The 15,132-nt window shown below is 67.4% G+C and carries 20 protein-coding genes; 17 read left to right on the top strand and 3 right to left on the bottom strand.

Translation table 11 applies throughout. The features are described 5' to 3' along the window. Positions 1-231: 231 nt before the first annotated feature. The 3 genes from SK224_RS16660 to SK224_RS16650 are packed head-to-tail and all read right to left on the bottom strand — an operon-like array spanning position 232 to position 2,317. Positions 232-1,440, bottom strand: coding sequence for a site-specific integrase (locus tag SK224_RS16660; protein WP_320435763.1), 1,209 nt, complete (start codon positions 1,438-1,440; stop codon positions 232-234). Then, positions 1,398-1,901 carry a hypothetical protein gene (locus SK224_RS16655; RefSeq protein ID WP_320435762.1) on the bottom strand — a complete coding sequence of 168 codons (504 nt, stop codon included), beginning with the start codon at positions 1,899-1,901 and terminating at the stop codon, positions 1,398-1,400. The genes SK224_RS16660 and SK224_RS16655 overlap by 43 nt, the downstream gene beginning before the upstream one ends. Positions 1,902-1,918: 17 nt before the next feature. Then, positions 1,919-2,317, bottom strand: a complete 399-nt coding sequence (locus SK224_RS16650; protein WP_320435761.1) for a helix-turn-helix transcriptional regulator — start codon at positions 2,315-2,317, stop codon at positions 1,919-1,921. A 174-nt stretch (positions 2,318-2,491) separates the two neighbouring features. Here SK224_RS16650 and SK224_RS16645 point away from each other — a divergent pair, with 174 nt between their 5' ends. From SK224_RS16645 to SK224_RS16565, 17 genes are all read left to right on the top strand, one after another. Further along, positions 2,492-2,665, top strand: a complete 174-nt coding sequence (locus SK224_RS16645; RefSeq protein ID WP_320435760.1) for a hypothetical protein — start codon at positions 2,492-2,494, stop codon at positions 2,663-2,665. Continuing rightward, positions 2,662-2,895, top strand: coding sequence for a helix-turn-helix domain-containing protein (locus SK224_RS16640; protein WP_320435759.1), 234 nt, complete (start codon positions 2,662-2,664; stop codon positions 2,893-2,895). The genes SK224_RS16645 and SK224_RS16640 overlap by 4 nt, the downstream gene beginning before the upstream one ends. After that, positions 2,892-3,113 carry a hypothetical protein gene (locus SK224_RS16635; protein ID WP_320435758.1) on the top strand — a complete coding sequence of 74 codons (222 nt, stop codon included), beginning with the start codon at positions 2,892-2,894 and terminating at the stop codon, positions 3,111-3,113. Before SK224_RS16640 ends, SK224_RS16635 begins: the two co-directional genes overlap by 4 nt. Positions 3,114-3,211: 98 nt before the next feature. Then, positions 3,212-3,373: a hypothetical protein gene (locus SK224_RS16630; RefSeq protein WP_320435757.1), complete on the top strand. Its 162-nt coding sequence runs from the start codon at positions 3,212-3,214 to the stop codon at positions 3,371-3,373. 124 nt (positions 3,374-3,497) lie between these two features. Continuing rightward, positions 3,498-3,845, top strand: a complete 348-nt coding sequence (locus SK224_RS16625; RefSeq protein ID WP_320435756.1) for a hypothetical protein — start codon at positions 3,498-3,500, stop codon at positions 3,843-3,845. After that, positions 3,842-4,159 carry a DUF3263 domain-containing protein gene (locus SK224_RS16620; RefSeq protein ID WP_320435755.1) on the top strand — a complete coding sequence of 106 codons (318 nt, stop codon included), beginning with the start codon at positions 3,842-3,844 and terminating at the stop codon, positions 4,157-4,159. The genes SK224_RS16625 and SK224_RS16620 overlap by 4 nt, the downstream gene beginning before the upstream one ends. Before the next feature lie 11 nt (positions 4,160-4,170). Beyond that, the gene (locus tag SK224_RS16615; RefSeq protein WP_320435754.1) at positions 4,171-4,764 is read left to right on the top strand and encodes a hypothetical protein; all 594 of its coding nucleotides are present in this window, start codon (positions 4,171-4,173) and stop codon (positions 4,762-4,764) included. Between the two features lie 157 nt (positions 4,765-4,921). After that, on the top strand, positions 4,922-5,269 hold the full coding sequence (locus tag SK224_RS16610) for a hypothetical protein (RefSeq protein ID WP_320435753.1): 348 nt from the start codon (positions 4,922-4,924) through the stop codon (positions 5,267-5,269). Then, on the top strand, positions 5,266-7,857 hold the full coding sequence (locus SK224_RS16605; RefSeq protein ID WP_320435752.1) for a DNA methyltransferase: 2,592 nt from the start codon (positions 5,266-5,268) through the stop codon (positions 7,855-7,857). The genes SK224_RS16610 and SK224_RS16605 overlap by 4 nt, the downstream gene beginning before the upstream one ends. Next, entirely contained in the window at positions 7,854-8,141 is a 288-nt protein-coding gene (locus SK224_RS16600; protein WP_320435751.1) for a hypothetical protein, read from the top strand. Before SK224_RS16605 ends, SK224_RS16600 begins: the two co-directional genes overlap by 4 nt. After that, positions 8,138-9,853, top strand: a complete 1,716-nt coding sequence (locus tag SK224_RS16595) for a DNA cytosine methyltransferase (RefSeq protein ID WP_320435750.1) — start codon at positions 8,138-8,140, stop codon at positions 9,851-9,853. Before SK224_RS16600 ends, SK224_RS16595 begins: the two co-directional genes overlap by 4 nt. Then, the gene (locus SK224_RS16590) at positions 9,850-10,134 is read left to right on the top strand and encodes a hypothetical protein (RefSeq protein WP_320435749.1); all 285 of its coding nucleotides are present in this window, start codon (positions 9,850-9,852) and stop codon (positions 10,132-10,134) included. Before SK224_RS16595 ends, SK224_RS16590 begins: the two co-directional genes overlap by 4 nt. Then, positions 10,131-10,775: a hypothetical protein gene (locus SK224_RS16585; protein WP_320435748.1), complete on the top strand. Its 645-nt coding sequence runs from the start codon at positions 10,131-10,133 to the stop codon at positions 10,773-10,775. The genes SK224_RS16590 and SK224_RS16585 overlap by 4 nt, the downstream gene beginning before the upstream one ends. Then, complete coding sequence (locus SK224_RS16580; RefSeq protein WP_320435747.1) at positions 10,772-12,685, top strand: DEAD/DEAH box helicase; 1,914 nt, start codon at positions 10,772-10,774, stop codon at positions 12,683-12,685. Before SK224_RS16585 ends, SK224_RS16580 begins: the two co-directional genes overlap by 4 nt. Positions 12,686-13,237: 552 nt before the next feature. Continuing rightward, positions 13,238-13,918 carry a hypothetical protein gene (locus tag SK224_RS16575; protein ID WP_320435746.1) on the top strand — a complete coding sequence of 227 codons (681 nt, stop codon included), beginning with the start codon at positions 13,238-13,240 and terminating at the stop codon, positions 13,916-13,918. Then, complete coding sequence (locus SK224_RS16570) at positions 13,905-14,144, top strand: hypothetical protein (protein WP_320435745.1); 240 nt, start codon at positions 13,905-13,907, stop codon at positions 14,142-14,144. The genes SK224_RS16575 and SK224_RS16570 overlap by 14 nt, the downstream gene beginning before the upstream one ends. Further along, positions 14,141-14,914 carry a hypothetical protein gene (locus SK224_RS16565; RefSeq protein WP_320435744.1) on the top strand — a complete coding sequence of 258 codons (774 nt, stop codon included), beginning with the start codon at positions 14,141-14,143 and terminating at the stop codon, positions 14,912-14,914. The genes SK224_RS16570 and SK224_RS16565 overlap by 4 nt, the downstream gene beginning before the upstream one ends. The last annotated feature ends 218 nt before the right edge of the window (positions 14,915-15,132 follow it).

Below are 15,132 nucleotides of genomic sequence, written 5' to 3'. Positions count from 1 at the left end.
GCGTCGGTACTTGGGTGTACTTATGAGTACGGCACGGTGGAACTGCAGCGGAAAGTACACATATGGACACGTATCAACTCGCGACCCGATAAACGGGGGTTGCAGGTTCAAGTCCTGTAGCCGGCACAGGAAAGACCAGATCAGAAGCCGAATCGCGCCCACTCCAAGCTCGTGGAGTGGGCGCGATTCGCTGTTTACTCGGGGTTTTGCGCTCGCTGGGTGCGTACTTGGTCAGGTCGAGAAGAGCTTCGACATGATCGCGCCGACAGCCGGGCCGCGGTGCAACTCATCGGCGTAGTGGCGCTGCGTCGTGCTTTCGTGCTCATGGCCGAGCTGCTCCTTCGCCGCCTGCAAGCCGAGCTCGTCACGCAGGAACGTGGCTACGGCCTTGCGGAAGCTCTTAGGGGTGAGCCCCTTGTGCCGTGTCTCCGCGAGAGCTGCTCGCCAGGCTGTGCGGTAGTTGTTCGGATGGCGGAGTGTGCCGACGGAGGAAGGAAAGACGAGGTCTGTGTAGGCCGCGACACTTCGCCGGAGGAGCATTGCAGTGACCTCGACAGGCAGCTCTAGTTGTCGATACCCGGCATCCGTCTTGGTGAACTCCTGCACGAAGAACTTTCCGTCGCGGTCCTGGGCTATGGTGCGCTCGATCGTCACCAAGTGGTCGACCAGATCGAGCGACGACCACTGCAGGGCCAGCAGCTCGCCCGTGCGTACCCCAGTGCCGATGATCATGTCGACCGTATCGAGGAGCACACTCGCTCGTGGCTGCCGGCGGCGACGGTCACCGTCCGGGCGCGGCTCGGTGCCGGCGTCCCACGCCTCGAAGCGCGCGCGCACATCGCGGATGATCTCAATGTTCGGTGCTGGTGCGCGGCCGCGACGCTTAGCCTTCTCGGGAGCGGGCACATCCTGCATGGGGTTGCTGCGCACCGCACCGTGGCGGGTTGCGAGTGTGAACATGCCTGCGAGGACGACTCGCGCCGTTGTTGCGGTTCCGGGTCCGGATGAACGAGACAGTGCACTGATGAAGCGATCGAGCTTCGGCACGGTCGCCTCGCCGAGCCGCACCGATCCGATACCGGGCACGATGTGCTTCTCGATCGCGTTGCGGTAGATGCGCACCGATCCCTCAGCGAGCCGAGTGCGAGAATCGAGCCACTTCCGCGCGAGCACGTCGATAGTCGTGTCAGGCGTGAGATCCTCGCTGACCGGCGCGAGCCGCTTCTTGAGCGCCTTGACAAGGTTGCGCTCGGCTTCGGCGGGCGTCTTGCCCTGTCGCTGCATCGGGCGTGTGATGCCGTCGGAATCACGGTAGTACGCTACCGCCGCGTGCTTGCCGTTGACGGTAGTGCGGCGGATCCGGCCCCACGTTTCAAGTTCGAGCGGTGGTCGTGCCATCAGAACCGCCGGATTTGGCCCGAGCGGTGAAGGCGCATCCAAGTGCGCATGATCTTCTCCGTGACGTTCAGCTCGAGCGCGATCATGGCGGGGTCGTCCGTGATGCCCCAGAACTCTTCGATGCGGCGGGGGCGAATGAGGCGCTGCGCCGCGATGCGATCTGCACGCTGCTCCTGGAAGTCGTTCGTTCCCACATCTCCGTGCTCGAAGTGCACCACCTCGTGGGCGAGGGCGCAGCGCTCCACGGCAGCGTGCAGGTTAGTGCGGACGAAGATAGCGTCATGGTCGACGGAGAAGCACGCGACGGCATCCGGGTCCGGGAGGTCGTCGCGGAACACGATCGGTAGGTCAAGCATCTCGGCGTGCGCCCACGGGTCGTAATCACTGACGCAGGGACCGTCGGTGTAGCCGTCGACTCCGTACATGAGGCGCAGCCCCTGACTGGACGCCGGGGCCTCGGTGATCTCGATGTCGTCCCAGTAGTCGTCGTGAGTGCTGCTCATCGGTTCCGTTCCCCTCATCAAGACTCACCGCGAGACGGGTCGATCGGCGTGTTGTCCTTCGAAGCGGCGATCCTCGTGCTATCGAGCTCGACTGTCTCGAGATCAGTTTGGGTAGAACCCCCGACACCCTGCCGGATCGGCGTGACCGGAGCATCGCCTCGTCCGATGGCCGTGCCCTCAGCGGCCTCACGGAGGATCAGTTCTGGCTCGCATCCGAGTGCGGTTGCGAGCAGCTCGATGTCGTTGAGATCGAACGGCCGATCGCCGCGCATTCGAGTGTGGAAGGTGTTCGCCGGCATTCCCGACTCGCTGATGAGGGATGCCTTCGACATCCCGAGTTCCCTACGCCGTTCGTCGATGACTTCGGTCACGCGCTGGGCAAAGCCGCGCGCCGTGCCAATCGGTTTCTGTCCCATGGAGGAGAGAGTACCTAAATGGGGTAGTAGTCGCAATCTGAACAGGGGTTGCGCAGTACTACCCAAACAGGTACTGTCTCCGTCATGACAGGAACCACTACCGGATTGAGTAGTCGAATCCGACGGGCAATTCAAGCCGAGCTGGCTCGCCGGGGCTACTCGGGGATGGACCTCGTGCCCGTTCTCAACTTGGGTCGCAATGCGGTCTATGACCGGCTGCGTGGCTCTGTTGCCATCGATGCCGACGAACTCGAGAAGGTCCTCGAGTTCCTCGGCATCAGCGTGGAGACGCTGCTCGCTTCCGCGGCGCTTGACGTCAGAGTCGAACCCACGGCGGTGGCGTCGTGAGCGCTCCGGTCGTCGAGCGCACAGGGCGGGTGCTGACCACGCGTGACGCTGCGAAGTACTGCGGTCTCGCGCACCAGACGTTCCGCAATCTGCTCGCCGCAGGGGAGGGGCCGAAGGTCTTCAAACAGGGTCGTCTGAACGCCTTCTACCCCGTCGACCTGGATGCATGGATCAAGTCACGGCTGGTCGATCCCGCCGCGGGATCTGACACGCAGGAGCGTGCGGCGTGAGCCCCGAACTGCAGACGATCCTCGGCTGGATCGTCGGGCTGATCATCCTCAGCATCTGCTTCCTGATCGCCTGCATCGTCACGGCGCAGCCCATCGACGACACGCATCCCGACGCGCTCGGCTCTCTTGACGAGCGGGACGGCATCGGCCAGGCGCTCGCCGAGTCGAGGGACCACGAGCGCTGGCGCGACGACCGCCACCTCCGCACCACCACCTGACCTCCCACACGTGAGAGCGGGCGGGACTCGTCCCCCCAACGGGTGCTGTCCGCTCTCACCCTCTCCACAACCGCACAGATCCGAACGAAGGGCACATCATGACGGATCCGAACATCCACCCGGTGAGCATCACCATCCCCGCCGGCACGCGCGTCGACATCGACCTGCACGCCGCGCCTCACCCGCCGGTCTCCGCCGCGGCAGTCGCCGCCGACCGGTACACCGCCGAACTCGGCCGCCAGGCCGACGCAGCCGCGTGAACGGTAAGGGGAAGAAACGATGGGCCTCTGGCGACCTGGTCGTGATCGACGGCGTGCGATGGGTGATCCGAGTGCTCACCCCGACGCGAGCCGAACTCGAAGCGATGAACACCGTGACCGCGATGTGGCGAACCATCCCGCCACGCCTGCTCCCGCCACGGTGACCTTCGGGCCGCTGGCCGGCACCCAGATGCGGTGGCTCGTCCGCCTCGAACCCGCCGAACTCCCGCACCTCGGCACCGTCCGACGCGACCTGCTCGTCTGGACCGTCCGCCCCTGGGTGCGTGTCCCCAACGGCACCAAGCACGGCGAACGCCGCATCGGCCGCATCATCGCCCAGCACGAGAAGTGGGCGCTCGCCGCGGCCGTCGCGAAGGCGATGCAGGCGTGCGGCTCGTTCTACGACGTGCCGTCAGTTCGGATCGGATCGATCGCCGACAACCACCTCCGCATCCTGGGGGGACGGCGATGAGTGCCGTCGACGCCGCCCTCGCTGCAGCATCGAACGCGCCGGGCGTCACGATCGGATCCGGACTCACTGTCGCCGACCTCCTCGCGTTCGCGGCCGCACATCCTGACGCCGCGGCCGCGGAGAGCGACATCATCCGCGAGCTCGCAGTCAGCCCCGCCCGTTACTCGCAGCTGCTCAGCCGGGCGATCGACCGACCCGAGGCGCTCGTCATCGACGCCGTCACTACCCACGCGCTGCTGCGCCGTCGCGAAGAGATCCGCGGACGTCGCTCCGCTCTGGCCCGCGCAAGCGCCGCGGTCACCGCCAGCTTCTGAGAGGTCTACGCATGGACAGCACCGAACGCCCCGAGTGGGCAGACGTCGCACGGTTCGCTGACGATCAGCGCTGGCACCGCGGCGACTGGATGCAGACGTACACCGGCCGCCAGTTCTACCCGATGGCGCCGCATCCGGACGACGTCGACATCGTCGACATCGCGCACGCCCTGAGCATGCTCTGCCGCTACAACGGCCACGTCACCCGCTTCTACAGCGTCGCCGAGCACTGCGTCCTCATGAGCCAGGCGGCCGAGCCGGAGATCGCTCTCTGGGCACTCCTGCACGACGCGACCGAGGCGTACGTGGGCGACATGGTTCGACCGCTCAAGGTCGGCATGCCCGACTACCGCGCAGCAGAGGACCGCGTCGAGGAGGCGATCGTCGCCCACTTCGGACTCCCGTTCCACAAGCCACCGGCCGTGAAGGAACTCGACCTGCGCATCCTGTGGAACGAACGCGAGGCACTGCTCGCCGAGCCGCCGCGCCCGTGGTCGATGCACGGCGAGAAGCTCGACGTCACCATCCACGCGTGGTCGCCCGCGGAGGCTGAGGCTGCCTACCTGGCACGCTTCGACCAGCTCACCTCGGGCGGTGCGCGATGATCCGCGCCCAGCACCTCAGCGCTGTAGCGAAGCCTGCCAAGGAGCGTGGCGTGCACGCCTGCCCCCGCTGCGGCCGCAAGAGGCAGGCGCGGCCGTCGTCACTGTGCGAGGACTGTCGCTTCGTCCTCACTGCCGCTGAGCGTCTGGCGTGGGCGGCATGACCGCGGGGGAGCGTCAACCGCAGGTTGATGCCGAAGCGCGCAACGGCGCGGTCGAGTCCACGGACAAGCGCAACGTCCGCAGCGACGTCGAGACGGAGTCCTGGCTCAACGGTTTCGTGCGCCGCATCATCCGCCGCGCAGGCGTCCGCGTCGCCAACGCCGACGAGGTCGAACTGTCCATCCTCCTCGCCATCCGCGACGACTTCGACAACGCGATCCAGACCGCCGTCGACGGCATGCGCGATCGCCACGTGCCGTGGCGACTCATCGGAGAAGCAGCAGGTATCACCACGCAGGCCGCCCAGCAGCGCTGGGGCCGCGACCAGAAGGAGACCACACGATGAGCGCTCTGCTCTCGCCCCTGTTCCTGCAACACCCCACCGACACCTACGAGCAGTTCATCCGCGACAAGGTCGCCTTCGACCGATCCTTCGGCTTCCCTGTCCACGACGACGACCTCCCCGAGATCCTCAAGCCCCACCAGCGCGCGATCGTCAAGTGGGCGCTCGCAGGCGGACGCCGGGCGATCTTCGCCGCGTTCGGCCTGGGTAAGTCAGTGATGCAGCTCGCGACGCTGCACACCACGATCACGCACCCCGCCTCCGAGGTACCGGGCGGACGCGCGCTCATCGTCGCACCGCTGGGTGTGCGTGGCGAGTTCATCCGTGACGGCCGCGAGCTGCTCGGTATCGAGGTGCGCTTCGTGCGTCGCACCGAGGATGTCGACCTCTCATGGTCGGGCATCTACGTCACGAACTACGAGAGCGTGCGCGACGGCAAGCTCGACGTCACCCTGTTCGACGCGGTGTCCCTCGACGAGGCATCAGTGCTGCGCTCGTTCGGGTCGAAGACCTACCAGGAGTTCCTGTCGCTGTTCGAGCGGATCCCGTACCGGTTCGTCGCGACCGCGACGCCGTCACCGAACCGGCACAAGGAGCTGATCCACTACGCCGGCTTCCTCGGCATCATGGACACCGGCCAGGCCCTGACACGCTTCTTCGTCCGCAACAGCTCGAAGGCGAACGACCTTCGCCTGTACCCGCACAAGGAGCGGGAGTTCTGGCTGTGGCTGAACACGTGGGCGTGCTTCGTGCAGCGCCCGTCCGATCTCGGGTTCCCGGATGACGGCTACGACCTGCCCCCGTTGACGATCAACTGGGAAGAGGTGCAGGTCGACATCGCCTCGGATGAGGTGGAACGCAACGGTCAGGGCGTCCTCGTCAGCGGCGGCGCCATGTCACTGCAGGCCACCGCGCGCGAGAAGCGCAAGACCCTCACGCAGCGCGTCGCCCGGGCTCTCACGCTCGTGCGCGAGCACGTCGAGCTGCACGGGGCTGACGAGCCGGTGATCCTCTGGTGCGACCTCAACGACGAGCAGGACCTGCTGGAGTCGATGCTCCGCGCCGAAGGCCTCCCGTTCTCCAGCATCCATGGCAGCCTCGACGACGTCGAAGCCGAACGCCGCCTCGACGCGTGGCGCGCAGCCGAGACGACCGAGCTGATCGGTAAGCCCGTGCAGCTCGGGCAGGGCATGAACCTGCAGCGCGCGGCCACCGCGATCTTCGTCGGCGTGACCTACAAGTTCAACGACACGATCCAGGCCGTGCACCGCATCCAACGGTTCGGCCAGACCCGACCCGTCACCGTGCACCTGGTCTACGCCGAGACCGAGTCGGAGATCCGCGACACCCTCCTGGCGAAGTGGGAAGAGCACGACCGTCTCACCGACACGATGAGCGACATCATCCGCGAGTTCGGGCTGAACCCCGGAGCGGTATCCGCGGCGCTGCGCCGGGCGATCGGCGTCGACCGGTCAGAAGAGTCCGGGCCCGGCTGGGTGCTCGCGCACAACGACTGCGTGCTCGAAGCCCGCGACCACCTCGCCGACGACTCCGTCGACCTGCTCGTGACGTCGTGGCCGTTCTCGAACCACTACGAGTACTCGCCGAACTACAACGACTTCGGCCACACCGACGACAACCTGCACTTCTGGCAACAGATGGACTACCTCACCCGCGAGCTCTACCGCGTGATGAAACCCGGCCGCATCTACGCCGCCCACGTGAAGGACCGCATCAACTTCGGAGCCGTCACCGGCGCCGGCGTCCCCACATCCTCACCGTTCCACGCCGAAGGCATCGTGCACATGCTCAAGCACGGCTTCGACTACCTCGGCATGATCACCATCACCACGGACGTCGTGCGCGAGAACAACCAGACCTACCGCCTCGGGTACACCGAGATGCGCAAGGACAGCACGAAGATGGGCGTCGGATCACCCGAGTACGTCCTCCTCTTCCACAAGCCGCAGACCGACCGACAGCGCGGCTACGCCGACGAACGAGTCGAGAAGGACGAACGCGACTACTCCCTCGCACGCTGGCAGATCGACGCCGCCGCGGACTGGCGATCCTCCGGCAACCGCCTCCTCGCACCCGACGAGCTCGCAGCCCTCAGCCCCGAGATCCTCGCGAAGCTGTTCAAGAACCAGGCCCGCGCGAACGTCTACGACTACGACACCCACGTCGCCACCGGCGAAGCGCTCCAGGACCGCGACGCGCTCCCCAAGAAGTACGCCTCCATCCACGCCGGATCCTGGCGCCCCGACGTCTGGGACGACGTCAACCGCATGCTCACACTCAACGGCGAGCAGTCCCGACGCGCCCTCGAGTTCCACATCTGCCCCCTCCAGTTCGACATCGTCGACCGCCTCATCGCCCGCTACTCCAACCCCGGCGACCTCGTCCTTGACGTATTCAGCGGACTCGGCACCGTTGCGCTCCGCGCTCGCCGCCTCGGCCGCAGCGGCTACGGCATCGAGCTGAACCCGACGTCGCACCGTGACGCAGTGATGTACCAGCGGGAACTCGACCAGGAGCAGGCGACGCCGACCCTGTTCGATCTGCTCGACCTTGAGGGCGGTGCAGCATGAGCACCCCGATCCTTACCCCGCTCGAGACGCCCATCTTCGACGACGACGTCATCGCTGAGATGGAGCAGCACGTCGACGAAGTGCTCACCTGTTGCCGCTGCGTCGCTGAAGCGACGTCGATGTGCGTCACGACGTGCTGCAGGGCGCAGTTCCCGATCTGCGAGCCGCACCTGACCGGAGCACGCGCCGGCTTCACGCGACCACGCGTGCTCCGATGCGCGACGTGCGGAGTCGTGCATTGCTTCGTCTCGTTCGATGACACGTACCGGGTGGTGGATCTGTGAACGGCATCCCTTTCCTTGACTTCTTCGCCGGGTTCGGTGGCGCGTCGTCGGGTCTCGTGGAGGCGGGCTTCGAGCTTTCGACCGCCTACAACCACTGGGACACTGCCATCGCCGTGCACTCGGCGAACCACCGCCGCGCAGACCACGTTCAAGGCGACCTCTCCGGCTACGACATGCGCCGCCTGCCGCGCGGGGTGCCGTTCCTCTGGGCGTCGCCGGAGTGCACGTGGCACTCGCCGGCGGGTGGGCGTAAGCGCCCCCGCCGCGACACGCAGCTCGACCTGTTCGACGAGTACGTCCCGAATGAGGCAGGGGAGCGCTCGCGGGCGACCATGTTCGACCCGATCCGTGCGACGGAGGCTCGGTCGTTCGACGTGACGATCATCGAGAACGTCCCGGAGGTCGCTTCGTGGCCGCTGTTCCCCTCGTGGCTGCGCATGTGGGAGGACCTCGGCTACTCCTGGCAGATCGTGAACGCCTCCGCGGCGCACATCTACTCGCCAACGAACGCGCCCGCGGGGCAGTGGCGCGACCGGATCTACATCGTCCTCAGCCGCAAGGGTATCCGTATGCCGCGCATCGAGCCGCGGCCTCCGGCGTGGTGCGAGCAGTGCGGTTCCGTGATCGAGGCGGTGCAGTCCTGGAAGAAGGATCACCCGATCCGTGTCGGCAAGTACGGCCGCCAGTACGTCTACGTGTGCGGCGCGGGCCAGCACGCGCGTCAGGTCGTCGAGCCGTTCGTGCTCCCGGCCGCCGCGGTCATCGACTGGTCCGATCTCGGTGAGCGCATCGGTGACCGTAAGCGCCCGCTCGCGGCCGCCACGATGCGCCGCATCGAGGTCGGCGCTCGCATGTTCGCCCGCCCTGCCATCGTCGCCCACCACGGCGAAACGTGGGATGCGGCGAACCCTCGGCACCCGCGCCACGGCGAGCCCGGCGCCTACTACCGTGTGTGGGCGCCCGACGCGGCGCCGCTCATGGCGCGCAACGCGTCCGGAGGCGACGCCCTCGCGGTGCCGCCGTTCCTCACCGCGGTCAATCACGACGCGGACAACCGGGCGATGCGACTGGATGACGGGCCGCTCCCGACACGGTCGACGAAGATCGGCGACGGGCTCGTGTTTCCGCCGTTCATCACGCATCACTACGGCGACGCTGCGGGCCGCAACGGTGACCGGCGTGTCAGCCTCGCCGAGCTGCCTCTCGGCGCGATGACCACGACGATGTCTCAGGGAATCGCAGTACCGCCGTACGTCGTCGAGTACTTCGGGACGTCGACGGCGCGCGACATGGACCAGCCGCTCTCCGCGGTACTCGCCGGCGCACAGCACCACGGCCTCGCGATCCCACCGGGCGCCTTCCTCACCAAGCATCACGGTGGGCTGGACTACCGCGCGATCGAGCACATGAACAAGCCGATCAGCGAGCCCTTGCCGACCATCGTCGCCGCCCCAAACGTCTCGCTCGTCATCCCCACCCGCACCCGGCCGGAGGCGACCTACGAAGGCGATCTGCCCTTCGACCTCGACGATGTTCGATTCAGGATGCTCGGCCCCCGGGAGCACCTCCGTGCCCAACGCTTCACAGACGACTACGACACCAGCGCAGCCAACAAGTCCCAGACGACTAAGGGTGCGGGCAACGCGGTAGCGGTGAACGTCGCCCACTGGCTCGGAGGCTTCGTCGCTGAGGCGATCGGAGCGGCAGCATGAGCGCCGCCACGACTGCCACCCGCGCCACATCCGGCGGCGGCTGGAGCTTCGATGCCGACAAGGGCTGGACCCTCGACCCGGCCATGAAGGAGCAGAACGACGCCGAGCTGCGCGCCGCGCTCGCGGCGATCGACGCGTCGCACGCGCACCTCCCGACGTGCGCCCTGTGCGGGCAGCGCTGCCTCAAGCGCGACCGCTACGGCCTGTGCTCCAAGGTCACCGAAGCACACAAGACATGGCGCGCGAGCACGCGCGCCGAAGAGAGAGCGAGCAACCGATGACCCGACTCGAATCCCCGCAGAAGCTCGAGAAGCTCATGGGGGCACCCCGGCACGCCGTGCACCATCTCGCACGAGCCGTCGCCGCCGAGCAGCGCGTGTACATCCTGCACTCGCAGGAGTGCCTCGACGCCGGCGGAGACCTGCGCGACTGCGAGTACTCCGAAGCGCTCGACCTTGGCATCGAGCCGGCCGTGTGGAACGGGCACGAGGACGTCACCGTCGTGCTCAGCATCGACCCGCAGCACTTCGACCTGACACCCGCCTTCCACTATGAGGACCCGGGCACCCACGCCATCGCGATCGCGCGCGCAGCCGCGACCCGCTGTCTGCAGTTCAACAACGAGGACGACCTGCAGGAAGGCATCGCCGACGCGCTCGCCGACGCGGGTATCACCGCGACGCGTGAGGTGCGCCTCTCGGACGGCGCCTCCCGCATCGACTTGCTCGCCGGGACGGTCGGCGTCGAGGTGAAGATCGCAAGCTCGGGGCCGACCGTTCTCCGCCAGCTTGCCCGGTACGCGCAGTGCCCAGAGATCGACGCTCTCGTCCTCGTCACCACTCGCGCCGCCCACAGTGACATGCCCCTCACGCTCAACGGCAAGCCGCTCATCGTCTGCTCCCTCATCGGAGGTGGACTGTGACCGCGACACGCACCTACGGCACCTACATGTACGAGCCCGCCAACGGGCGAGTGCGTGGCCGGTGGGGACTCAAGCTCGAGCCGGCGGTCGCCGTGCGCGCCAAGCGGATCTTCACCCGCGTAGACCACGACCGCTCCGGGCTGCTGATCATCACCGACGCCGACGACGTCGCCCGTGACATCGAATGGCTGATGGAGCGCTACCCGCTCGTGCCCGCCTCGCCCGAGTCCGAGCAGCAACTCCGCCTACGCGCCGACGCGCACCGCGAGACCATGGCAGCCGTCGCCCGCGTCACCGCAGGCACCGGCCAGCGCCTCGACCTGCCCACACAACCCGCGAAAACGCCCCGCGACTACCAGCTCGCCGCCGTCGAACTCCTCCGCGCTCGTGGACGCCTGCTGCTCACCGACGACCTCGGCCTCGGCAAGACGTTCACCGGCCTGCTGAACCTCGTGCACGCCGACGCGCTGCCCGCGCTCATCGTCCCACCCACGCACCTGCCGCGCCGGTGGATGACTGAGCTGGAAGAGGCGTTCCCGTGGCTGACCGTCAGCCTCGCCGCCAAGACCACGCCATCGGCCGCGTTCCTAGACGGCGACCGCCCCGACGTACTCATCGTCCCCTACTCGCGTCTCGACGGGTGGCGCGACCACCTCGAAGGCTGGGCCGCATCCGTCGTCTTCGACGAGGTGCAGGAGCTTCGCCGCGGCGTCAGCACCAACAAGGGCAAAGCCGCCGCACAAGTGTCGAAAGACGCCGCCTTCGTCCTCGGCCTCACAGCCACCCCCGTCTACAACTACGCCGGCGAGATCTGGGAACTGTTCAACATCATCGCCCCCGGCGTCCTCGGCTCCCAGTACGAGTTCATCCGCGAATGGGTCGGCCGCTGGCACCAGCAACACATGGTCGTCAGCAACCCCGCCGCCCTCGGCTCCTACCTCCGCGAGGAAGGCGTCATGCTCGGCCGCACCCGCGCAGAAGTCGGCCGCGAACTCCCCAAGACCGTCAAGGTCCCGCAACTCGTCGACGCCGACCCCACCGCCCTCGAACGCGTAGCCGGCGACGCACAAGCCCTCGCCCACCTCATCCTCAACGAATCCGCCAACCGCACCGAACGCTGGCGCGCATCCGGCGACCTCGACTGGAAACTCCGCGAAGCCACCGGCATCGGCAAAGCCCCCTACGTCGCCGAGTTCGTGAAGATGATCCTCCAATCCGAACAGAAGGTCGTCCTCTTCGGATGGCACCGAGCCGTCTACGACATCTGGCTCGAAGCGCTCGCCGCGTACGAGCCGGTCATGTACACCGGCAGCGAGTCTCCCGCCCAGAAGGCCGCAGCGGAGGAGAGCTTCATCAACGGCCGCGCCCGCGTGCTCATCATGTCCCTACGCTCCGGCGCCGGTGTCGACGGTCTACAGAAGGCGACCAACGTCGTCGTTTTCGGCGAGCTCGACTGGTCGCCGCAGGTGCACGAGCAGGCGATCGGCCGCGTGCGTCGCGACGGCATGGGGGAGGCCCCGCCGGTCGCGTACTTCCTGCACTCCGCTGAGGGCTCTGACCCGACCATCCTCGAGACGCTGAACGTCAAGCGTCAGCAGTCCGAGCCGATCACCACGCCGGACGGCAAGCTCCGCTCCGACGCCACCACCGACACCAACCGGGCGCGCGCGTTGGCGCAGCAGATCCTCGGCATCGTTGAGCCATCCAGATCAGAGCAACCCGAGGTCCTCCAACTCACTGACCGAGGCGCTGCTCGTTCGCCCCGACCCATCGAAGGCTCGCCACAAGTAATCTTCGACGCCGCCGGCGAGACCAGCGTCGCGAGTGAGGGTGAAGTCGACGCCGTCGACGGTCTTGAAGTAGGGGAGCTTCATGCCGTCACGGTATCGCCCCGTGAGGCGAGCGACTGATGGGCGTCCTCATCGACCTCACCGGGCGCACCTTCGGCATGCTCACCGTCTCCGAGCGCCTGCCTGACGCTGTGTCGCGCAGCGGCGCTCGCCAGCCGATGTGGGGCTGCGTGTGCGTCTGCGGGCGTCGCACCGTCGAACAGGGCCGCGCGCTGCGGTCCGAGCGTGCGCTCTCCTGCCGCCAATGCGTGCGCGACCCTTCCCGCATGCTCAAGTACGGGTCGACGTACATCGCCTACTGGCCCACGCTCGGCATCCTCAAGATCGGGCGAGCGTTCCGCGGATCCCGCCTCGAAATGCTCCGCCGCAGCGGCGCCCACATCTTCCTCGACGCCCGCGGCACCGACGCCACCTGGGAAGCCGCCGGCCTCCGCGCACTCCGCAGACTCTTCGACCCCGCCTTCACCGGACCCACCGGCGACGGCCCACACCGCGCCGACAGGATCCTCTTCCGCGGCCGCGGATGGTCGGAGTGCTTCTTCGTCGAGCCCGAAGACCTACAGCTCGCATACGACGAATGCCTCAGGGCGTTCGCACTCGAAGGGAACGACATTGGAACCAACCCCCCTGCCACCCCCGCGTGGCGCCGCGCCCTCGACGCCGCCCACCGTTCTCGGGCTGCCCGTCGAAGCCGCGCCGACCGCAGTGGGCCTCCGGCTGCTGGCGGGGGAGAAGAACCTCCTACAGCTCAACCCCACGGCGCTCGCAGCGCAGCTGTACCCGACCGAGCCGATCAGGTCCGCGACGGAGCGGGTGATCCTGCACGTCGTGATGCTGGAGGAAGCCGGACACCTCTCGACGTGGATCGCGGACGGCCAGGAGTGGCTGTCGATGACGTCACCATCGAACGCGCTGCGTCCGGCGCTCAGCGCCCCGCAGACGCCCTCATTTTCATCGGCTGGGGAGAGAGAGGGAGAAGGAGCACGTGCGCGAGCGAGAGCGCGAGAGCGCGCGCAGGCGCAGGTGGACGCGGAAGAACGCGAACGTGCCGTCCGCTGGGCCGCGTGGAACCGGGATCAGACCTACGCCGCCCCTCGCAGGCCGGATCGCCCCGCGCTGCTGGATGCTCCGCCCATCGGCTGCCCGGATCACCCGAACGGTCACTACGAACCCTGCGGGCCTTGCGGCACGGCCGCTGCCAGGCGCCGGGAGTACCTCGCTCGGCACACGTACCTCGAGCAGTTGTCCATCTTCGAGGAGCAGACCGGGGGAGCGGACGATGAGCCTTTCTGAGCTGGCGACGCCGCGCATGCCTCACCGCGCTCTCGCGTCCTCTGACCGGTGGCAGGTCAGCGACGACGTGCTGAACGACTTTCTCCACCGAGTGTCGAGCGCATCGACCCGGCGCCTCAACGCGATGCGCGAGCTGCCGAAGGGCAACGAGCCGACCGCGAAGGAGCGCGCCTACGACGCCGAGACCGACCGACTGCTGACCAAGATCCGAGAGGCCCAGCGATGACCCACGAGCGCGACTGCATCCGCGGATGCACCATCGACGACAACACGAAGCACCTTGCCGTCTGCGCCGACTTCGGTAAGACCGACGGCACCTGCCAGGGGTGCGCGCCGGTGAAAGCACGAGACGGGATGCTGCTGTGCGACCGCTGCTACCGCCGACTCTCCCGCACGCTCAGCGACGCGCCTGACCTGGTCGGTCACCTCCGCTCGATCGCGGACCCGATGAAGTCGAGCTGGAACTGGGACCGCATGATCGTCTCGTCGTCACCCGTCGACATGCCGGCGCCCGTGTCGGCTGCCGTGATCGACGCGGCGCGCGACGTCATGCGGATGCTGCACGAGTGGGCCGCTGTAGCGAACGGAGAGGCGTACGGCCGAAGCGATCTCATCGCGGGCGCCGACGCTGCATCCGCCTTCGACGTCGCGCACGACTACGCGCGAACGATCCTCGACCACCTCGACGAGCTCGCGAACCGTAAGGAGGTGACGCAACTCTGGGACGCGGTCATGTTCCGACACGAGGGTGAGCCGGACTGGTGGTCCGTCGCCGACGCGCTGGGGAAGTGGTCACTCGACGACCGCGAGCGGTGGGCGCGGAACCCATGCCCGTCGTGCGACTGCAAGACGATCCGCGTCCGGCCTCCCCGCCGCCGCGCCGACGTCGCTCGGTTCCGCTGCACCACGTGTGACTGGGAGGCGGATGACCAGGAGCACGGCGGCTTCTGGGCTGAGGCGTTCGCTGAGGTGGTTCCGGAGGTGCCGGCGGCATGACCTGGCTCACTCGTGCCGAGGCCGCCCAGCGAGTCGGTCGCACGGAGAGGACGATTCGCAACTGGGAGCGCGCGGGTGAGCTGCAGTCGCTGATGGGACGCATTCGCGAGGCAGACCTGATCGAAGCCGACAGGCGGATGAGGAGCAAGATCGGACGGCCTCGGAAAGCCCTATGATGACGCGCATGGGGTGGGTGACTCGGCAGTACTCGAAGACTC

This window comes from Microbacterium sp. BG28 (genome assembly GCF_034044005.1).
Taxonomy (GTDB): domain Bacteria; phylum Actinomycetota; class Actinomycetes; order Actinomycetales; family Microbacteriaceae; genus Microbacterium.
This window is presented reverse-complemented; position numbering and strand designations above follow the sequence as displayed.